16 protein-coding genes and 1 pseudogene are annotated in these 20,070 nt (G+C 74.6%); 11 read left to right on the top strand and 6 right to left on the bottom strand.

Features of this window, described 5'->3' with window-relative positions:
• The first annotated feature begins 231 nt into the window (after nt 1-231).
• The 4 genes from ACQYWQ_RS29045 (at nt 232) to ACQYWQ_RS29030 (ending at nt 3,103) form a co-directional block, all read left to right on the top strand.
• The gene (locus tag ACQYWQ_RS29045) at nt 232-462 is read left to right on the top strand and encodes a CbtB domain-containing protein (RefSeq protein WP_431038773.1); all 231 of its coding nucleotides are present in this window, start codon (nt 232-234) and stop codon (nt 460-462) included.
• 19 nt (nt 463-481) lie between these two features.
• Entirely contained in the window at nt 482-1,249 is a 768-nt protein-coding gene (locus ACQYWQ_RS29040; protein WP_431038772.1) for a CbtA family protein, read from the top strand.
• 75 nt (nt 1,250-1,324) lie between these two features.
• Nucleotides 1,325-1,954: a class I SAM-dependent methyltransferase gene (locus ACQYWQ_RS29035; protein ID WP_431038771.1), complete on the top strand. Its 630-nt coding sequence runs from the start codon at nt 1,325-1,327 to the stop codon at nt 1,952-1,954.
• A 258-nt stretch (nt 1,955-2,212) separates the two neighbouring features.
• Entirely contained in the window at nt 2,213-3,103 is an 891-nt protein-coding gene (locus tag ACQYWQ_RS29030; protein ID WP_431039397.1) for a hypothetical protein, read from the top strand.
• A 72-nt stretch (nt 3,104-3,175) separates the two neighbouring features.
• Here ACQYWQ_RS29030 and trpS read toward each other — a convergent pair whose 3' ends face one another.
• The 4 genes and pseudogenes from trpS to xylA all read right to left on the bottom strand — a co-directional run bounded on the left by trpS (nt 3,176) and on the right by xylA (nt 6,774).
• Nucleotides 3,176-4,315 (bottom strand): tryptophan--tRNA ligase, encoded by a 1,140-nt coding sequence (gene trpS, locus ACQYWQ_RS29025; protein WP_431038770.1) that lies wholly within the window; start codon nt 4,313-4,315, stop codon nt 3,176-3,178.
• Nucleotides 4,316-4,593: 278 nt separating this feature from the next.
• Nucleotides 4,594-5,078: pseudogene (locus tag ACQYWQ_RS29020) on the bottom strand (macro domain-containing protein).
• 36 nt (nt 5,079-5,114) lie between these two features.
• Nucleotides 5,115-5,297 carry a hypothetical protein gene (locus ACQYWQ_RS29015; RefSeq protein WP_431038769.1) on the bottom strand — a complete coding sequence of 61 codons (183 nt, stop codon included), beginning with the start codon at nt 5,295-5,297 and terminating at the stop codon, nt 5,115-5,117.
• A 310-nt stretch (nt 5,298-5,607) separates the two neighbouring features.
• Nucleotides 5,608-6,774, bottom strand: a complete 1,167-nt coding sequence (gene xylA / locus ACQYWQ_RS29010; protein ID WP_431038768.1) for a xylose isomerase — start codon at nt 6,772-6,774, stop codon at nt 5,608-5,610.
• 216 nt (nt 6,775-6,990) lie between these two features.
• On the opposite strand from xylA, the gene xylB reads away from it, so the two are divergent.
• The 3 genes from xylB to ACQYWQ_RS28995 all read left to right on the top strand — a co-directional run bounded on the left by xylB (nt 6,991) and on the right by ACQYWQ_RS28995 (nt 10,730).
• The gene (xylB, locus tag ACQYWQ_RS29005) at nt 6,991-8,442 is read left to right on the top strand and encodes a xylulokinase (protein ID WP_431038767.1); all 1,452 of its coding nucleotides are present in this window, start codon (nt 6,991-6,993) and stop codon (nt 8,440-8,442) included.
• 357 nt (nt 8,443-8,799) lie between these two features.
• A complete protein-coding gene (locus tag ACQYWQ_RS29000; RefSeq protein ID WP_431038766.1) occupies nt 8,800-9,969 on the top strand; it encodes an ROK family protein in 1,170 nt (389 codons plus the stop codon).
• A 158-nt stretch (nt 9,970-10,127) separates the two neighbouring features.
• A complete protein-coding gene (locus ACQYWQ_RS28995; protein ID WP_431038765.1) occupies nt 10,128-10,730 on the top strand; it encodes an N-acetylmuramoyl-L-alanine amidase in 603 nt (200 codons plus the stop codon).
• Nucleotides 10,731-10,746: 16 nt separating this feature from the next.
• On the opposite strand, the gene ilvE is transcribed toward ACQYWQ_RS28995, so the two are convergent.
• Together ilvE and bla are read right to left on the bottom strand one after the other, a co-directional pair.
• The gene (gene ilvE / locus ACQYWQ_RS28990; protein WP_431038764.1) at nt 10,747-11,928 is read right to left on the bottom strand and encodes a branched-chain-amino-acid transaminase; all 1,182 of its coding nucleotides are present in this window, start codon (nt 11,926-11,928) and stop codon (nt 10,747-10,749) included.
• Nucleotides 11,929-12,004: 76 nt separating this feature from the next.
• Nucleotides 12,005-12,952 carry a class A beta-lactamase gene (gene bla, locus ACQYWQ_RS28985; RefSeq protein ID WP_431038763.1) on the bottom strand — a complete coding sequence of 316 codons (948 nt, stop codon included), beginning with the start codon at nt 12,950-12,952 and terminating at the stop codon, nt 12,005-12,007.
• Between the two features lie 261 nt (nt 12,953-13,213).
• On the opposite strand from bla, the gene ACQYWQ_RS28980 reads away from it, so the two are divergent.
• The 4 genes from ACQYWQ_RS28980 (at nt 13,214) to ACQYWQ_RS28965 (ending at nt 20,038) form a co-directional block, all read left to right on the top strand.
• Nucleotides 13,214-15,535 carry an NUDIX domain-containing protein gene (locus ACQYWQ_RS28980; RefSeq protein ID WP_431038762.1) on the top strand — a complete coding sequence of 774 codons (2,322 nt, stop codon included), beginning with the start codon at nt 13,214-13,216 and terminating at the stop codon, nt 15,533-15,535.
• A 368-nt stretch (nt 15,536-15,903) separates the two neighbouring features.
• Nucleotides 15,904-17,499, top strand: a complete 1,596-nt coding sequence (locus ACQYWQ_RS28975; RefSeq protein ID WP_431038761.1) for a Y4yA family PLP-dependent enzyme — start codon at nt 15,904-15,906, stop codon at nt 17,497-17,499.
• The gene (locus tag ACQYWQ_RS28970) at nt 17,496-18,824 is read left to right on the top strand and encodes a pyridoxal-phosphate dependent enzyme (protein WP_431038760.1); all 1,329 of its coding nucleotides are present in this window, start codon (nt 17,496-17,498) and stop codon (nt 18,822-18,824) included. The genes ACQYWQ_RS28975 and ACQYWQ_RS28970 overlap by 4 nt, the downstream gene beginning before the upstream one ends.
• A gap of 8 nt (nt 18,825-18,832) precedes the next feature.
• Complete coding sequence (locus ACQYWQ_RS28965; protein ID WP_431038759.1) at nt 18,833-20,038, top strand: aminotransferase class V-fold PLP-dependent enzyme; 1,206 nt, start codon at nt 18,833-18,835, stop codon at nt 20,036-20,038.
• Nucleotides 20,039-20,070 lie beyond the last annotated feature (32 nt).

Below are 20,070 nucleotides of genomic sequence, written 5' to 3'. Positions count from 1 at the left end.
CCTTCGCCGCTTGTCATGTCTCACGTCCGGCAGGCGCACTTGGCGTTCGGACGGGTGAGCGATATCGTCCCGATGACCTTACAAGCGACATGACGGAATCCGGTGAGAGCCCGGAACGGTCGCGCCACTGTATGCCGGACCCGCATCCGCGGGGTCCCGGTGAGTCAGACCCGTCATGCGCATTCGAAGCTCCATCGACCGGGACGCGAGTTCCCCAGGAGGCTTGCCATCATGGCGCAGTCCGCCGCCCCGCCCGTTTCGGGCTCTTCCCCCGCTTCGGAGACCCCCCTTCGGCTGCCGATCCGCACGGTGCTGCCGTGGGCGGTCTTCGTCGGTCTCCTCCTGCTCATCGCGCTCTACTTCGTCGGCGCCGAGCAGGGTGCCACCTCGCTCTTCTCCGGCACGGGCGTCCACGAGTGGGTGCACGACGGCCGGCACCTGCTCGGCTTCCCCTGCCACTGACGGGCGGGTGCGTACTCCCATGAACTCCGCCATCGTCAGGAAACTCCTCGTCCGCGGGATGCTCGCCGGTCTCGCCGCCGGGGTGCTCGCCTTCGTCGTCGCCTACCTGCTCGGGGAGCCCCGGGTGGACTCGGCGATCGCACTGGAGGAAGCGCACTCCCACGGGGGCGGCGCCCACGAGCACGAGGTCGAGGTCGTCAGCCGCGGCCTCCAGTCCACGGCCGGGCTCGCGACAGGCGTCCTCGCCTACGGGGTCGCCTTCGGCGGCATCGTGGCGCTCGCCTACTGCTTCGCGCTCGGCCGCGTGGGCCGCTTCAGCCCCCGTGCGAGCGCCGCGCTCATGGCCGCGGCCGGTTTCTTCGCCGTCTATCTCGTCCCCTTCCTCAAGTACCCGGCGACCCCTCCGGCCGTCGGCAACCCCGACACGATCGGCAGGCGTACGGCGCTGTACGGGCTGATGATGCTGCTGAGCGTGCTGCTCGCGCTCGCGACCGTGATCATCGGCAAGCGGCTCGCGCCCGCGCTCGGCACGTGGTGGGCGACGGTCGTCGCGCTCGCGGGTTTCGCCGTCGTGCTCGGCTTCGCCTACGCCTTCCTTCCCACCGTCAACGAGGTCGGGCACGACTTCCCCGCCACACTCCTGTGGCAGTTCCGCGTCGCCTCGATCGGTATCCAGCTCACTCTGTGGACCGGTTTCGGCCTGCTCTTCGGTGAGCTGGCGCAGCGACTGCTCGCGCCCGCCGAACGGCGCGTCCAGGTCGGCGCCGCCGCCTCGGCAGCGGCCTGACAAGCCGCAAGGACGGGGGGAGAGACCTGATGTCCCGGGTCCCTCCCCCCGTTTCCGTGTCTCCCGCGGGGCAGGATGGGCGGCATGAGCGACAAGACCCATGAGGCGGTACAGCAGTTCTTCGGGCCGCGCGCGGCGGGCTGGGAGGACAAGTTCCCGGGGGACCAGCCGCGCTACGACGCCGCCACGGGCGTCCTCGGGCTGCGGTACGGGGACCTGGTGCTCGACGCGGGCTGCGGTACGGGCCGGGCGCTCGCGCCGCTGCGGGAACGCGTCGGCACCGGGGGCACCGTGCTCGGCGTCGACCTGACGCCGGAGATGCTGGGCGAGGCGGCGGTGAAGGGCCGCGCCCGGTACGGGGCGCTGCTCCTCGCGGACGTGGCGCGGCTGCCGCTGCGGGACGCGGCGTGCGACGCGGTGTTCGGGGCGGGCCTCGTCTCGCACCTGCCGGGCCCGGAGACCGGCCTGCGGGAGCTGGCCCGCGTGACGCGGCCCGGCGGGCGGCTCGCGCTCTTCCACCCGCTCGGGCGCGCGGCCCTCGCGGCGCGCCACGGCAGGCGGCTGAGCGAGGACGACCCGCGCGCCAGCGAGCGTCTCGCGCCGCTGCTCGCCACGACGGGGTGGCGGCTCGTGTCGTACGTGGACGAGGACACGCGCTACCTCGCGGTGGCGGTACGGGAGCCTGGCCGGGCCGGGGCGTCGTGACCGGCGACGGGGCGGCAGGGCCCGTACCGGTACCCGTCCTCCCGCGCGCGTCTGCGACTCGTACGGCCCGTGAAGGCTTCGGGACGGGCTTGTGCCACCTCTCGACGGCGTGGTTACCCGCTGGTTAAGGTGCGCCAGCCCGCACGCTGCGGGCCCCGTCGCCCTCGCTTCCACGCGGAAGCGGGGGGCGCGGGCACCGATCGGGAGGCGGACGTGAGCGAGCCGGAGGACGCGGGCGCAGGGACCGTGGCGACGGACGTGCCGGAGACCGCGCGGGCGGCGGACGGGGCGGCAGGGCCCGCCGATGGCGAGGAGGACGCGCTCCTCGTGCTCACCGCCGCCTTGCTGACCCCGGCCCAGTTCCCCGGAGCACTCGGTGACGACTACCCGGAGGCGTGCGGCCGCCTCGGGCTGTCCCCGCTCCCGGAGGGGTACGGACTCATCCTCGGTCAGGACGGGGCGGGGGCCAGGTGGACGGTCGTGGTGGACGACGTCCCGCTCGTCGCCGTCGCGATCGCCTCGTGGGACTGCGGCATGGAGTACGCGCTGACGCCCCCGCCGCGCGCGATCGTGGCGACGCTCCCCGGCTGGCCGCTGGCGCTCGCGGTCGCCGCGCCCGGGGTTCCGGCGCCGCATGACCCGGACCTCTCTGCCGACCCGGAGGCCCCCGAGATCCTGCGCCCGCCCTCCGCCTCGGGCTGGGGCCCCGCGCAGCGGCGCCTGGGCGCCGACGAGATCTCCCGCCAATGGAGCACGTGGCGGGCGGAGTTCACGGAGGAGCAAGGGGGCGAGCAGGCGGAAGGGGAGGACGAAGCCGGTGGGCACGGGGACGGCGGCGGTCCCGAGGCTCCCGTCTCCTTCGTGGCCCCCGGTTCCGAGCCCACCGCCGCCTCCGTCCGCGCCGCGCTCGCCGAGGCCCGCGCCTACCTCGACACGCCCCCGCCGCCCGGGCGCATCCGCTCCGCCTTCGCGAGCGAGGAAGCCCGCCTGCTGCGGGTCGACGGCCCGGGCTGGTCGCTCGTGGCCCGTACCGACGACATGGCCTTCGTCCTCCTCGACGCGGTCCCCGGAGAGGTCATCCCCGTCGCTCGCGGCCCTCGCCTCCCGGCCCTCCTGGCGGGCCTCGACGCACTGGCGGCGCGTTCCTGAGCGGGTACGGGCGGAGCGCGGCGCCGCAGGCGTGACGCGGCGACCGCCCGGCCCCTGAGCGCTTCGCCCTCGTCAGTAGCTGCTGTGCATCGCGGCCCGTACCTCGGCGAGGGTGGCGTCGGCCACGGCCGCGGCCCGCTCGTTCCCCTCGCGCAGTGTCCGGCGGAGGTACGCGCGGTCCTGGGCGTACTGGGTGCGGCGGGCCCTGATCGGGGCGAGGTACTCGTTGACCGCCTCCGTCACGGTCCGTTTGAGGGCGGCGGCTCCCGAGGAGCCGATGTCGTCGGCCACCTGCTGGGGGGTGCGGTCCTGGCACAGGGCGGCCAGCAGGAGGAGTGAGGCGACTTCGGGACGGCTGACCGGGTCGTAGGTGATGTGGCGTTCGGAGTCGGTCGTGGCTCCCTTGATCAGCCTGGCCGTCTCGTCGGCGTCGGCGGCCAGGGTGAGGGCGTTGCCGCGGCTCTTGCTCATCTTGGTTCCGTCCGTCCCCAGGAGCAGCGGTGCCGGCGACAGGAGGGCTTCGGGCTGGGGGAAGAGTGTCGTGCCCGCGCCGTAGCGGTCGTTGAAGCGGCGGGCGATGGTGCGGGTGAGTTCCAGGTGCGGGAGCTGGTCCTGGCCGACCGGGACGAGGTCGGCCTTGCAGAAGAGGATGTCGGCGGCCTGGTGGACGGGGTAGGTGAGCATGAGGCCGCTGACGGAGGACTGCCGTGAGCGGGCGATCTCGTCCTTGACCGTGGGATTGCGGTTCAGTTCCGCGACGGAGACGAGGCTGAGGAAGGGCAGCAGCAGCTGGTTGAGGGCGGGAACGGCGCTGTGCGTGAAGATCGTGCTGCGCGCGGGGTCCACGCCGATGGCGAGGTAGTCCAGAATCAGCTCATCGACGTACGCGGTGAGGTGGTCCGCCACGTCGCGGTCGGTCAGGACCTGGTAGTCCGCGATGATGACGAACAGCTCCGCGCCGAGGTCCTGAAGACGTACGCGGTTGTGCAGCGTGCCGAAGTAGTGCCCCAGGTGCAGGCGTCCGGTGGGACGGTCACCGGTGAGGACACGGAATCGCTCGGGACTCCGCAGGACGAGCTTCTCCAGCTCCGCGCCGCGTGCTCGCGCGGCGGTCGTCCCCAGCACATCGGCGGACGAATGATCGGCAGCGGAGGCGTCGGGGACGTCAGAGACGTCGGGGCTGGTTCCTGGCGCTTGGTGCGTGGTGTTCACAGGGGTCTCCCGGGGTTCGTATCGCCGTGCGGACGACACGCCCCCTGGCCCGGGGAACGCAGCAAGGGGCCGTCCGTCCGAACGGCCCGGTCATGCGTGAGAGGCGGCCGCTCCTACGAGGAGCGCCACCAGCTCGGGCATGACGACAGATGCATGCCGGCACCGTAACGGGGGGCGGGTACGAGGGGAACCGAATATCCGGTGGCCGTCCGGGGCCATCCAGCACGCCGAGCCACCCGGTGCGCCGAGCCACCGTGCACGCCATGCCGCCGCGGGATTCACCCCACCACGTCGTAGACCGTCACCCCCACCCCCGCCCTGTCAGCCGCTCCCGTATCAGTGGTTCCACTTCGTCCCAGCTGCCCCCGGCCAGGCCGCAGCCGATGCGGGGCATGTGGACCGTGGCGCCCAGGCGCAGGGCCTCGGGGGCGAGGCGGTGCAGGGCCTCGTCGATCGCCTCGTAGCGGACCGGGGCGCTGCCCCGGCCACCGCGGCGGGTTCCGTGCTGGCCGATCATGTTGGCGACCAGGAGAGGGCGCTCCACCCGGATCAGCTGGAGGGCGCCGAGGGCGAAGTCGTTGGAGGCGCGCTCGCGGTACCAGGCGCGGTAGGCGCGTTCCGGTTCTGGCCAGCGGCGGGAGAGGGCGAGGACGAAGCCTTTGCCCCAGCCACCGCGGTCGTTGCAGACGTGCGCGATGATCCGTGGGCCCTTGCCGTGCGGGGCGGTCGCGTCGCCGCGTACGTACTCGATTTCCTCCGTCATGCGGGCACCGTAGGCGGTGCCTCCGACAGTCGCCCCTCAGCGGCCCAGCTGCTTGCGGCTCACCCTGCGCAGCCTGCGGCGCTGGCTCGGGTCAAGGGTGAGGTAGGCGACGGCGGGAACGCCGATGATGATGAGCAGGGCGGCCCAGAAGGGCAGCCAGATGAGCAGGATGAGCCCGACGACGGCACCGCCGGCCGCCACCTTCGCTGGTGTGGACATGTCTCTCGTCTCCCCCGGTGACCTCCGGCCGGGCGGCGGGTCGCCGCCCTGTCCCTGTCACCTGTTGTCAAGAACGGCTCAGCCGCTCCCACGGTTCCAGTGGAGCCCCGATCCGCCACCGGGGCAACCCTGATCTTTCTCAGGGTTGCCCCGGTGGCCCCGCGACACGCCCGTCGGCCTCCGGTGACGCACGGGGGGCGAATCCCTTCGTCGCCCCGCCCCCACGGCGTGGGCCCCGCCCTCCGTGAGGGAATCCCCTCAGGGAGGGCGGGGCCCAGCCGCACTCCGCTCGGCCGCGGAGCGGAACGGGTCAGCCCTGGACGCCCAGCAGGTGGTCCGTCGCGAGCTGGTCCAGCGCCTCGAAGGCCATGCCGCGCTCGGCGGCGGCCTCGACGTCGAAGTCCTCGTACGCGCTCTTGTCGGCGAGCAGCGAGGAGAGACCGTCGTCGGCGGTGGGCAGGGCGAGCTGGTCCAGGCGCGCGGCCTTGAGGGCCTCCTGCACCTTCGGGTCGGCGCGGAAGGCGGCCGCGCGCTCCTTGAGGATGAGGTAGTTGCGCATGCAACCGGCGGCCGAGGCCCACACGCCGTCGAAGTCCTCGGTCCGCGGGGGCTTGAAGTCGAAGTGACGCGGGCCCGCGTACCCGGCGGTCTCCAGGAGGTCGACGAGCCAGAACGCGTTGCGCAGGTCACCGGCGCCGAAGCGCAGGTCCTGGTCGTACTTGATGCCGTTCTGGCCGTTGAGGTCGAGGTGGAAGAGCTTGCCCGACCACAGCGCCTGCGCGATGCCGTGGGCGAAGTTCAGCCCGGCCATCTGCTCGTGGCCGACCTCCGGGTTGACGCCGTACAGCTCCGGGCGCTCCAGGCGCTCGATGAAGGCGAGGGCGTGGCCGACGGTGGGGAGCAGGATGTCGCCGCGGGGCTCGTTGGGCTTGGGCTCGATGGCGAAGCGGATGTCGTAGCCCTGCTCGGTGACGTACTCGCCGAGGAGGTCGAAGGCCTCCTTCATGCGGTCGAGCGCGAGGCGGATGTCCTTCGCGCCGCCGGACTCGGCACCCTCGCGGCCGCCCCAGGCGACGTACGTCTCGGCGCCCAGCTCGACGGCCAGGTCGATGTTGCGGACGACCTTGCGCAGCGCGTAGCGGCGTACGTCGCGGTCGTTCGACGTGAAGCCGCCGTCCTTGAAGACGGGGTGCGTGAAGAGGTTCGTCGTCGCCATCGGGACGACGAGGCCGTGCGTGTCGAGCGCTTCGCGGAAGCGCTTGACGATGCGCTCGCGCTCGGCGTCGGTGGAGCCGAAGGGGATGAGGTCGTCGTCGTGGAAGGTGACCCCCCAGGCGCCCAGTTCGGCCAGGCGGCGCACGGATTCGACCGGGTCGAGCGCGGGGCGGGTGGCGTCCCCGAAGGGGTCCCGGCCCTGCCAGCCGACGGTCCACAGACCGAAGCTGAACTTGTCCTCGGGGGTGGGCTGGTAGTTCATGCGGCTCCCTCGCCATCGTGTCGTGCGTGCCGTGGCCTATTTCGTCATGGCGCTTAACAAATTAGACTCCCGAAGCCCGGCTGTGAAGAGCGGGTGCCGATTCGGCCCCTTCGGGCGGGAGTCTCGCCCCGCCGGACGGAGTAGGACACGGTGGTGGGATCAGCTGGCGGGACGCCGTTCCGGGACGCGGACGGCGGCGCGAGGGAAGGACGAGGGATGACAGCCGGGGAGCAGGCCGAGGGGCCTTACGTGGTCGGGATCGACACCTCGACGCAGTCCACGAAGGCGCTGGTCGTGGACGTGGCGACGGGGCAGGTCGTGGCGAGCGGGCAGGCCCCGCACACGGTGACGACGGGGGCGGGCCGCGAGTCGGACCCGCGGCAGTGGTGGGAGGCGCTGCTGAGCGCCCTGGAGCAGTGCGGGCCGCTCGCACGGCAGGCCGCAGCGGTCTCCGTGGGGGGGCAGCAGCACGGGCTCGTGACGCTCGACGGGGCCGGGGAGCCCGTACGGCCCGCGCTGCTGTGGAACGACGTGCGCTCCGCCCCGCAGGCGCGGGCGCTCATCGAGCGGCAGGGCGGTCCCGCGTGGTGGGCGGAGCGGACGGGGAGTGTGCCCGGGTCCTCGTTCACGGTCACGAAGTGGGCGTGGCTCGCCGAGCACGAGCCGGAGGCGGCGAAGGCCGCGGCGGCGGTACGGCTGCCGCACGACTACCTCACCGAGCGGCTGACCGGCGAGGGCACGACGGACCGGGGCGACGTCTCGGGAACCGGCTGGTGGGCGGCGGGCCCGGAGGCGTACGACGAGGAGATCCTCGGCCTCGTGGGGCTCGACGCGGCGAAGCTGCCGCGCGTCGTACGCCCCGGCGAGGTCGCGGGGACGGTACGGGGCGACGCGCTGCCCTTCGCGCGCGGCACCCTCGTCGCCGCCGGGACCGGGGACAACGCAGCCGCCGCCCTCGGTCTCGGGCTGCGCCCGGGGACGCCGGTCCTGAGCCTCGGCACCTCGGGGACGGTGTACGCGGTCTCGCCGCGCCGTCCCGCCGACCCGAGCGGTACGGTCGCCGGCTTCGCCGCCGCGCACGGCGACTGGCTGCCACTCGCCTGCACGCTCAACTGCACGCTCGCCGTCGACCGCGTCGCGACGCTCCTCGGCCTCGACCGCGAGGCCGTCGAGCCCGGCGGGGGCCTCAGCTTCCTGCCGTACCTCGACGGGGAGCGCACCCCGAACCTGCCGGGCGCCTCCGGGCTGCTCACCGGGCTGCGCCACGACACGAGCGGCGGACAGCTGCTCCAGGCCGCCTACGACGGGGCCGTGTACTCGCTCCTCGACGCGCTGGGCCTCGTGCTCGACGGCGAGGGGGACGAGAACGAACCGCTGCTGCTCATCGGCGGCGGGGCGCGCGGGCGGGCCTGGCAGGAGACCGTGCTGCGGCTCTCGGGGCGCCCGGTGCGGGTGCCCGACGCGAGGGAACTCGTCGCGCTCGGCGCGGCGGCGCAGGCGGCGGGGCTCCTGACGGGCGAGGACCCGGCGGCCGTGGCCCGGCGCTGGGACACCGCGCGCGGCCCCCTCCTGGAGCCGGTCGCCAAGGACCACGAGACCCTCGCGCGGATCTCCGGGGTACTCTCCGACGCGGCGCCCCTCCTCGACGGAGCCCCGGTCACGGACTGAGCGGGCACAGGGGGGCGCGGCCCGGTTCCGCGCCCCCCGAGGGCGCGCGGCGCCGCGCCGGGAGCGCTCCCGGCGGCAGACGAGGAGAGCGGGGCGAGTGGAGTTGACGGCGGTACGAGGGCGCGGGCGGGCCGTGCGGTGGGCGGCCCCGCACGGGGCGGGGGAACGTGTCCGCTCCCGGCGAGGGGCGCCGACGAAGCGGGCCGCGGCACGAGGCTCCGCCCCGGGCCCCGCGCATCGAACTGCCCGGGCCTTCGGGGGCGAGGTCCCCCCGGGGAGGCCCGGTGCTCGGCCCACTGCCCCGCCCTGCGCCGCCTCCTTCCCCGTCCCCCTCTCCCCCACTTCCGAGGAGTCCCGATGACCGCCGCGTTGCCGGACACCCAGCAGGGGATGCGCCGAAGGAATCTCGCGCGGGTGCTGCACACCGTGGCCGCGCACGGCCCGTTGTCGCGCGCCGCGGTCGCGGCGCGGATCGGGCTGACCAGGGCCGCCGTGTCGACGCTCGTCGACGAGCTGATCCGGGCCGGGTTCCTCGACGAGCTGGGGCCCGAGCGCCCGGGGCGGGTGGGGCGGCCCGGGTCCGCGCTCGCGGTGAGCGCGCGGGGGCCCGCGGGACTCGGCGCGGAGATCGGCGTCGACCACCTGTCCGTGTGCGCGGTGGACCTGAGCGGAGGGGTGCGTGCGCGGGTCGTGCGGCCCCTCGACAACAGGGAGCGGGCGGCGAAGCCCGTGCTCGCCGAACTCGGGGCGCTCGTGGACGAGGTGCGGGTGGCCGCCGAGGGGCTCGGGCTGCGGCCCGCCGGGCTCGCCGTCGCCGTGCCGGGGCTTGTCGAGCGCGATCGTCCCTTCGTGGTGCGTGCGCCCAACCTCGGCTGGACCGACACCGACCTCGGCCCGTTGCTGCCCGAAGGGCTGCCTGTGACGGTGGACAACGAGGCCAATTTCGGCGCGCTCGCCGAACTGTGGACAGGCGAGGGGGCGCACGAGAACTTCGTGCACGTCTCGGCCGCGATCGGGATCGGTGCCGCTGTCGTGCTCGGCGGCGAACTGCTGCGCGGGACGCGGGGGTTCGCGGGCGAGCTGGGGCACGTTCCGGTACGCCCCGAGGGGCCCTCGTGCCCGTGCGGGGGGCGCGGCTGCCTGGAGCAGTACGCGGGCCAGGAGGCCGTGTGGCGCGCGGCGGGCCTCGCGCCGGGGCAGGAGCCCGTCGGGCTGCTCGCCCAGCGCGCCGCCGAGGGCGACAAGGCGGTGCTGAAGGCGCTGCGCGGGGCGGGGAGCGCGCTCGGGATCGCGCTCTCGGGCGCGGTGAACCTCCTCGACCCCGAGGGCGTCGTGCTCGGGGGCTCGCTCTCGCCGCTCGCGGAGTGGCTGCTGCCGCCGCTGCGCCGCGAGCTGACCCGGCGCACGGCGACGGCGAACCGTCCCGTGACGGTCTCGCGGCTCGGCCGCGAGGGCCCGCTCCTCGGTGCGGCGCACTCGGTGGTACGGGCGGTGCTCGACGACCCTGTGGCGCTCGCGGCGGACTGAGGCCGCAGCGGCGAACACCGAGCTGGACGCGCGTCACTTCGCCCGGCGCGTACGGGAGTTGCCGTCTTCCGCGCGGCGGCGGCACCCCGTACCGTGCCCCCTACCCGCACCCCGCCCCGACCGGGCGGGCTCACCCCCCACCAGGAGGCGGAACCACCGTGGAACGCGCCAGATCAGTGCCCAGCCGCCGCACCCTCCTCAAGGGCACCGCGCTCGCCGCCGTGCCCGCCGCGCTGCTCACCGGGCCCCCGGCCGCCGCCGCGAAGCCGGCCGCCGTCGACCACCCGGGCGCCGAGTGGGTGCCCGCGAGCACCTCCAACTACACGGTCGCGAACCGGCCTTCGCAGTACCCGGTCGACTACGTGGTGATCCACGTGACGCAGGAGTACTTCGCCGACACCCTCGCCATCTTCCAGAACCCGGCGAAGCAGGTCACGGCGCACTACGTGGTGCGCTCGGCGGACGGCCACATCGCCCAGTGCGTGCGCGAGAAGGACGTCGCCTGGCACGCGGGGAACTGGGACTACAACACCCGCAGCATCGGCATCGAGCACGAGGGCTGGGTCGACAAGCCGGAGTACTTCACGGACGCCATGTTCGAGGCCTCGGCGGCGCTCACCGCCTCCGTGTGCGACCGCTACGGCATCCCGAAGGACAGGGCGCACATCCTCGGGCACGTCGAGGTGCCGGGGACCGACCACACCGACCCGGGCCCGCTGTGGGACTGGACGAAGTACATCCGGCTCGTCAACCTCGCTTGAGAGCGGGGCACTTGGCTCACATCACCCGGTGCAGCCAGCCGTGGCGGTCCTCGGTCCTGCCGTACTGGAGGTCGAGGACCGTACGGCGCAGCGCGAGCGTCGTGGGGCCCGGGGTGCCGTCGCCGACCGTGAAGGCGTAGCCGGTGCCCTTGAAGCCGGTGACGGGTGTGAGGACGGCCGCCGTCCCGGCCGCGAAGACCTCGGTGACCGTGCCGTCCTCGGCGCCCGCGCGCAACTCCGCGAGCGGGATGGCCCGTTCGACGGCCCTGAGGCCGAGTTCGGGGGCGAGGGCGAGGAGCGTGTCGCGCGTGACGCCTTCGAGGATCGTGCCGAGCGCCGGGGTGAGGAGCTCGCCGTCGCGCGTCACGAGGCACAGGTTCATCGTGCCCGACTCCTCGATCGTGCCGTGGCCCGCGCTGTCGAGATAGAGCACCTGCTCGCAGCCGTTCTCGCGCGCCTCGGCCTGGGCGGCGAGGCTCCCGGCGTAGTTGCCGCCGCACTTCGCCGCGCCCGTGCCGCCGATGGCCGCGCGCGCGTACGTCTCGGTGACCCACAGCGTGACGCCGGTGACGCCGGAGGGGAAGTACGGTCCCGCGGGGCTCGCGAGGACACGGAAGAGGGCCTGGGCGGAGGGGCGGACGCCGAGGAAGGGCTCGGTGGCGATGAGGAAGGGGCGCAGGTAGAGGCTCTGCTCACCGGAACCGGAACCGCCCCCTCCGGTGCCCGCGCCCCCGGTGCCCGTGCCTCCGGTGCCTGCGCCCCCGGTGCTCTCGTCACCAGCTCCCCCGCCCCCGTCCGCATCGGGCACCCACGTCGCGTCGGCCCGTACCAGTTCCTCTACCGCCCGCAGGAAATCGGCCTCGGGAAGCTCGGGGAGGGCGAGGCGGCGCGCGGAGCGGGCGAAGCGGCGCGCGTTGTCGCCCGGCCTGAAGAGCCACACGCTCCCGTCCGCATGCCGGTACGCCTTGAGCCCCTCGAAGATCTCCTGCCCGTAGTGGAGGACGGCGGCACCGGGGTGGAGTGTGAAGGGGGCGAGGGGGCGGATGCCGCCGTCGTGCCAGCCCTGCGCGGTGTCCCAGGCGGCGACGGCCATGTGATCGGTGAACCAGCGGCCGAAACCGGGGTCGGCGAGGATCGCGCGACGCTCGGCCGCGGGAACCGGCTCCGTGGTGCGGGCGAGGGGGAAGTCGAGGCTCATGCGCTCTTCCTGAGGGTCGGCTTGCAGGATGCCGGCCGCGCGGGACCCGTGCGGGGCGCGCGGCCGGGGGCGGGGGTCAGCCGAGGGCGCGCACGACCACACGGGTGGCCTCGGCAAGGAGACGGTCGTCGGGCTCGGCCGCGCGCTCGTCGCGGTAGCTGAGCAGCGTGAGGACGAGCGGGGCGCGGCCGGGCGGGCGGATCACCGCGATGTCGTCGCGCGCGCCGTGGTGGCTCCCCGTTCCCGTCTTGTCCTCGACCTTCCAGCCCTTCGGCACGCCCGCGCGGATCGTCGCGTCCCCGGTGGTGTTGGTGCGCAACCAGCCGGTGAGCCGGGCGCGTTCGGGGGCGGGAAGGACGTCGCCGAGGGTGTAGGCACGCAGGTTCGCCGTGAGTTGACGGGGGGTCGTCGTGTCGTGGCTCTCACCGGGCGCCCAGTCGCTCACGAGGGGCTCGATCCGTTCCATGCGGGTGGTGCGGTCGCCCGTCGCGGCCCGGACGAGGGCGCCGAGCGCGCGCGGGCCGCCGAGATCGGCGAGAAGGACGTTGGCCGCGGTGTTGTCGCTGTAGCGGATCGCGGCCTCGCACAGCGCGTCGCGGCTCAGCCCGGTCCCCGCGTGCTTCTCGGTGACGGGCGAGTTGGCGACGAGGTCCTTCTTGTCGTAGCGCAGGACGTGGCCCATCCCGGCGATCCCGTACCTCTTGAGCACCGCACCGGCGAGGAGCGCCTTGAAGGTCGAGTTGAACGAGAAGCGGGTGTCCGCGTGCCAGCCGACCTCGCGCCCGCTGCCCGTGTCCACCGCGTGGACGCCGAGGTGGGCGCCGTACGCGCGTTCCAGGGCGGTGAACTCCGCGGCGCGGTCGAGGGTACGGGCGGTGGGCGAGCCGCTCGCAGGGCGCGCCGGACCCGGCCGTGCGGAGGCTGCCTGGCCGGTCTCCGTGCCGGTGCCCGTGCCGCAGGCGGTGAGCGGCAGGAGGCAGAACGCGGCGGCGAGCAGCGCGGGACGGAAGCGGGCGGGGCGCATGGGGCGTACCTCCGGTGCGGTGGGGGCCGTGACCGCGGGAGGGCTCCCCCGCGTGACCGCGGGAGGGCTCCCCCGCCCCGTCATCCCATCACCCCGGGGGCGCGGACAGGGGTCCGGCGCGGGCCCGCGCGCGTCGTACGCCTTTGCCCCCGTGACGTAGGGCCGCCGCCGCGCGTTCTCGGTACGGGGCCCGCACGGCGGCGCCCCTCCCCCTGTCCCCCAGCCGTCCGCGCCGCCGCGCGCGGGCCCGGAGTCGCCCATATGACCGCGCCCCTCGTCTCTCCCGTCCCGCCGCTCGCACCGCCGCGCCCCGGCCGCTTGCCGTGGGCGGCCGCTCCCCCGGTCCTCCGGCGACCCGGCGCGGGCGAGCGGGTGTGCCTGCTGTCGGCGGACGGTGCCGGACCGCCGGAGGGCTTCGGGGCGGCCGCGGTCACCTCGCGTGCGCCCGAGGCGGGCCCCGGCGCCGGGGCCTGGGACTGGATCGTGGTGCCGGAGCCGAGCACGGTCGTGCCGTCCGCCGCCTGGGCCGCCGCGCTGCGCCCCGGTGGGTGGCTGCTGACGCGGCAGCGGCTGCGCGGCCGCACGTACGAGCTGTGCTGGACGCGGCTCGCGGACGGCGGCCTGCGCGCGGACGAGGTGCGGGCGCTGCCCGACCGCGAGCCCGTGCCGCTCGTCCCCGGGGAGCGCGCCGCGTGCACGGCGGACGGTCTGGTCCGGCTCGTACGGGACGCGGAACAGCCCCCGGTGGGCGGCGGGATCGCGGCGGGGCTCGCCCCCGAGGCGCAGGTGGTGTGGACGCGCGCGACGCTGCGGGACACGGCCGGGCTCGACGCGCTCGCGCTGCGGCTCGCCGCGACGGACTCGCGCGCGTGCGCGCTGGGTCTCCTCGGTACGGGCCCCGGGCTGCTGGCGCCCGCGGGACCGGCCATGACACCCGCGCTCGCGACCGGTGACTCGCTGGCCTACCTCGTCGTCCGCCCCCAGGACGACGGAACGTGGCGGGCGGGCGCGGCCTGGACGGGGCCCGAGGGCTCGCGGCTCGCCGCCGCGTTGGAGAAGGCGCTGGACGAGGGGGCGGCGGAGGAGGACGTGAGCTGGTCGGCGCGGGTGACGGGGGCGGGCAGGCTCGTGGTGAGCGCGGAGAACCTGCGGGGCTATCTCGCGGAGCACGCCGCCCCCGCGGGCTGCGCCGACCTCCTGATCAGGGACGCGCACGGCCGGGTGCTGCTCGTCGAGCCCACGTACAAGGACGGCTGGGACCTGCCCGGCGGGATGCTGGAGGACGAGGAGCCCGCGCACGCGGCGGTGCGCGAGGTCAGCGAGGAGCTGGGCATCGAGGTGTTCGCGGGGCGGCTCCTCGTCGACGACACGGTGCCGCGCGGGCGCTGGGGCCGCGCGATCGTCGCGCGGATCTACGCGGGGCACCCGCCGCACGAGGTGCGCACCGAGGCACTGCGGCTCGACCCCGGTGAGATCGCCGCCGCCGAGTTCGTGAGCGAGGAGGAGGCGCTGCGCCGGGTTCCGGAGGAGCTGGCGAAGCGGCTCGCCGCCGCGTTCGCCGCCGAGCGGGACGGGGAACTCGCCGAACTCCACGACGGGGTACCGCGCACGACACCCGGCGAACGGCTCGCCGCGCAGGCGCGCGGGGCCCGCATCGCCCTCGCCGAGCGCCTGGCCGCGCGCGGGCTGCTCAGTGGTGAGCGGCTGCGCGAGGTCTTCGTCGCGACGCCCGTCGAGCGCTTGCTCCCGCAGGTCTACGCGCCCCGCCCGGGGCCGCGCGGGCATGACGGGATGCTCCAGCTGATCGACTGCCGGGTGCCGCGCGAGCGGGGCGAGTGGCTCGCTCTCGTCCACGGCGAGGCACCGCTCGTCGTGCGGTACGGGGACGAGCGGCCCGCCGGGCGTCCTGCGGGGCGCGTGGTCCCCGCCCGAGGACCGCTGGGCCTCGCCGCTTCCCCGTACCTCGGGCTCGTCCTGCTCCAGCACCTCGGTGCGGAGGCGGGGTCGACGGTCCTGGAGTACGGGGCGGGGACGACGACCGCGCTCCTGTGCGCGCTCGGCGGGCGCGTACAGGCCGTGGAACCCGATCCGCTGCTCGCCGCGGGGGCGCACGAGGGGCTCACCGCGCTCGGTCTGCGCGCCGGGGTGACGTCCTGCGCGCCGCCCGATCTCCACTGGGACCGCGTGCTCGTCTCACGGCTCGTCACGGGGCTGCCCGCCGGGGCCCCGGCGCGGCTCTCGCCCGGCGGGGTCCTCGTCGCCGCGCTCCTGGCGCCCGGCACCGCGTGGCCCGCGGTGGCGGTATTGCGGCGGCCGCGGGACGGCGGCGACTGCACGGGCACGCTGCTGCCGCTCCCCGGGACCGCCGTCCCGGGCCCTCGGGGCACCGCGCCCGGCTTGCGGCTCGCGGCCGCGCACGTGCCGCGCGGGGTCGGCGAGGCGGGCGGGCGCGCCCTGCGGCAGAGGTGGGAGGCGGCGGGCCGCCCGGACACGTACGCGCTGCGCGCCACCGCTGAGGGCCACGTGACGGTGGGCGCCCCTGGCGGGGGACTCGGCTGGGAGATCCCGCCGACGACGGGCTGAGGACGAGGCGGGCGCGGGCGGGCCCTGCCGCGCGCCCCCGCTCGTCGCCCCCTCCTCGTCCGGCGCCCGTCTACCGCCCCGTCCCCGTCCCCGTCCGCTGTCCGCTGTCCGCTGTCCGCTGTCCGCACCCGGCGCGGTTGCGCGATTCCGCGCGCCCCCGCGCGTCCGTGCGCCGGGTGTGGTGCGGCCCGCTCCGGGTAGCGCGCGGGGGAAGGCATGGAGAGGGAGCGCGGTGGACAGCATGACGACATGACTCATGGCGTTATGACAATCATGTTGGAGAAGGTGGCGCGAGCGGTGCCCGGCGCACAGGGCCTGCCGGGGTGGCCCGCACGGCGCGCCGGGTACGGAAGGTGAAGGCCCCCGCCTTGCCCGCTCCCCTGCTCCTGACGCCGAGGCTGGAGGCGCGCCTCGGGGCGCTGCTCCGCGCGCCCGAGGTCCTGTACCCGCTCGTCGACGGGCTCGGCAGCCCGCTCAACGTCGTGCTGCCGCAGCAGGCCGTCGAGAACGTGCGGCGTTTCGAGGAGGCGCGCGACCGCCACCATCTGCGCGGCACGGTGTACTTCGCGCACAAGGCGAACCGTTCCAGCGCTCTGGTCCGCGCGCTCGCCACGAGCGGCGCCGGGCTCGACGTGGCCTCCCTGGAGGAGTTGCGGCACGGGCTCGGCAGCGGTTTCACGCCGGAGCGGATCGGCGCCACCGGCCCCAAGGAGCCCGAGTTCCTGTGGCTCGCCGCCCGCACAGGGGTGACCGTGACGGTCGAGGATCAGGGCGAGCTGGAACGGCTCGCCGCGCTCGTGGCCCGGTACGAACTGCCCCGCGCCAAGGTGCAGTTACGGCTCTCCGGCTTCCCCTCGCAGGGAGTGCGCCAGCTGAGCCGCCCGAGCCGTTTCGGGACGCCGTACGCCGGGCTGCCCGCGCTGCTCGACGCGGTCGAGCGGGTGCGCGAGCGCGTGGAGGTCGTCGGGGTCGCCTACCACATCGATACGACGGGCCTGCCCGAGAAGGTGCTCGCGCTCGACGGCTGCCTGCGGGCACTCGACCTGTGCCTGGAGCGGGGGCTGCGCCCGGCGACCGTGGACGTCGGTGGCGGGTTCGGCGTGAGCCACCTCGCGGACGCGCGCGAGTGGGAGACGTACACGACCGAGCTGACGCTCGCCGCGCTCGGCCGCAGGCCCCCGCTGACCTGGCGCGGGCACGGCTACGGGCTCGCCAACGAGGGCGGCACGCTGCGCGGCGCGCTCGACCTCTACCCCGGGCACCGCCCGCTGGCCGGTGCCGACTACCTGGACGCCCTGTTGCGCCAGGACTCCCCCACCTTCGGCCGGCCGCTCGGCGAGCTGCTGCTCGACGGGCTGTACGACCTCGCGGTCGAGCCGGGGCGCGCGCTCATGGACCAGTGCGGGGCGACCCTCGCGCGTGTCCTCGACGTGCGCACGGGCGCGGACGGAATTCCGCAGGTACGGCTCGCGATGAACGCGGACGACTGCGCCCTGGAGGAACACGGCATCCTCGTCGACCCGCTGCTCCTGCCCCGCCCAGGGGGCGCCCCGGTGCCCGAGCCAGGCCCCGGCGCGGCGACCGGCGTGTACCTGCACGGGAACCTGTGCCTGGAGTCGGATCTGATCACCCGCAGGCTCGTCCAGCTGCCCCGGCTCCCGGCCCCCGGCGAACTGCTCGTCTTCGCCAACACCGCGGGATACGCGATGGACTTCAGCGCCCAGAACGCCGAGCGCCGCCCACCCGCACGCAAGGTGGCGCTGGAGCGGACCCCTGGGGGCGGCTGGCGCTGGACCCTGGACGAGCAGTGGTGGCCCACGACGGCGGAGCCGGACCCGGTGGCCGGGCCCCGTAGCGCCACCCCCACGAGCACTCCGGCCGCCCACCCGGGCGGCACACCGGGCACGGCGGCAGGGGCGCTGGGCGTCCCGCCGCTGCCCGGCACGACAAAGGGACGGGTATGAAGTACGACAGCATTCTCGACACCATCGGGCAGACCCCGCTCGTACGGATCGACCCGGCGGTGCACGGACTGCGGTCCACCGAGCTGTACGCGAAGCTGGAGTTCTTCAACCCCTTCGGCTCCGTGAAGGACCGCGCGGCCTGGGGCATGGCACGCCCGGCGATCGGCGACGCGGCCGAACGCGGCGCCGAGGTCGTCGAGCTGTCCAGCGGGAACACCGCGAAGGCGCTCGCCGTCATCGCCTCGATGCACGGGCTCGGTTTCCGCAGTGTCACCAACCGTATGAAGATCCCCGAGGTGAAGGAGCTGTTGCTCCTGCTCGGGGCCGAGATCGAAGAGCTGCCCGGGCAGAGCGAGTGTCTGGACCCCACGGACACGGAGGACCCGCTCACCCGCTTCCACCGTGAACTGAGCGCCCCTGGTGGCTCGTTCCTCCACACCGACCAGTACTTCAACCCGGCGAACGCGCGGGCGCACGAGGAGGGCACGGGCCCCGAGATCATCGCCGACCTCGACGGCCGGGCGCCCGACTGGTTCATCGCGGGGGTCGGCACCGCGGGGTCGTCCTCGGGGGTCGCGCGCGCCCTGCGGGCCGCCCGGGGGGACGTGCGGGTGCTCGGGCTCGTCGCGGAGAAGTCGGACTTCGTGCCGGGGATCAGGAATCTCGACGAGGTGCAGGAGGTGGGGCTCTTCGACCCGGCGACGTACGACCTCATCGAGGCGGTCGGCTCGCTGGACGCGATCGACGGGATGGTCGAGCTGATCAGGCGCTGCGGCATTCTCGCGGGCCCGACGGGCGGGGCCGCGTACCACGGAGCGGTACGGCGGCTGCGCGAGGTCGAGGCGAGCGAGCCCGGGCGGCAGCGCACGGCGGTCTTCGTGGTGTGCGACCGCGTCGAGAGCTATCTGAGTTACGTACGGGCCCGGCGTCCCGAACTCCTCGGCGCGAGCGCCTCCCTGGCCACGCGCACGGCCGCATCGGTCGGCGAGGAGGAGCGGGCGGGGGTGCACCGGATGCCGGTCGCCGAGGCCCAGAAGTGGCTGCTGCACGAGCAGCCGCTCGTCGTGGACCTGCGCGGGCCGCACGCCTACGCGGCGCAGCACATCGAGGGCTCGGTGAACATCGCGGACGAGCTGTTCGCCGAACTCCTGCGCGGCGGGCTGCCGTTCAGCAAGAGCCGCCCGGTGCTGCTCGCCTGTCCCGTCGGCGAGAAGTCGGTGGGGTACGCGGCGGTGCTGAGCCGGATGGGCCACCCCGACGTGCGCAGTCTCGACGGCGGTGTCATCGCGTGGCGCGACGCGGGCGCGCCACTGGTGCGGGAATGAGGGGAACCATGACCGATGACACCGGCGGCTGGGAGGAACTGGCCGCCTGGCAGCGGGAGATACGGGACCAGTTCCCGATCCTGGCGGCGGAACCCGGCCTCGCCTACCTCGACAGCGCGGCGACCGCGCAGAAGCCGCGCGCGGTGCTCGACGCCGTCACGACGTACCTCACCACGAGCAACGCCAACGCGGCGCGCGGCACCTACCCGTGGGCCAATCGCACGACGCGGATGATCGAGGAGGTGCGCGAGCACGTGAAGTCCTTCCTCGACGATCCCGAACCGGCGCGCTCGCGCGTGCACTTCACGAGCGGGACGAGCGAGGGGCTGCGGACGGTCGCGCGGGACTGGCTGCCGGGTCACCTGCGGGACGGGGACGAGATCGTGGTGCCGTTCGCCGACCACGAGGCGAACAGCTCGCCGTGGCTGGAGGCGCGTGACCTGCTCGCGGCGCGGGGAGTGCGGATCACGGTGCACGAGATGCCGGTGCAGCGCGGCTCGGGCGACTACGACCTGACCGCCCTCGCCGCGCTGCTCACGCCGCGCACGCGCTTCCTCGCGCTCACCCATGTGCACCACGTCTACGGCGCGGACATGAACGTGCACCGGATACGCGAGCTGGCCGGGGACGACGTGGTGCTGTGCCTCGACGCGGCGCAGAGCGTGGGGCACCTGCCGGTCTCGCTGCGCGCGCTCGACGTCGACTTCCTCGTCTTCTCGGGGCACAAGGCGCTCGCGCTCCCCGGTACGGGCGCGGTGTGGTCGCGCGGGCTGCGCGGGGCGCCGCTGGAGCCGGGGGGCTGGGACGGGACACCGAACACGGCGGGGATCGCGAGTCTCGGCGCGGCGCTCACGTGGCTGGAGGAGGCGGGGCTCGACCGGATCGAACGCTGGACGCGGGGCCTGGCGGCGCGGCTCACGGACGGGCTGAGCGCGCTGCCCGCGTACGAGGTGCTCGGCTGCCCGCTGAGCCTCGCGCGCGACAGCCGTGTACAGCAGCGGCAGAGCATCGTCACGTTCCGCCACCGGGACATCGAGTCGGTCGATCTGGGATTCATCCTCTTCAGTGAAGGTTTCATGATCAGGGCTGACGGCCTGTGCCAGGCCAGCGGCGGGGAAAAGCGCAGCTCAGTGCGGGTCAGTTTGCATGTGTACAACACCCGTGAGGAGATTGACAGGCTCCTGGTGACGCTGCGCGGCTTGACGTCGAGCTGATGGGAACCATTTTCACCTGTAGATTCGGGGGC

Source organism: Streptomyces sp. P6-2-1 (assembly GCF_050613165.1).
Classification (GTDB): Bacteria; Actinomycetota; Actinomycetes; order Streptomycetales; family Streptomycetaceae; genus Streptomyces.
The sequence above is the reverse complement of the archived record's forward strand: the minus strand, read 5'-3'. Positions and strand labels throughout refer to the sequence as shown.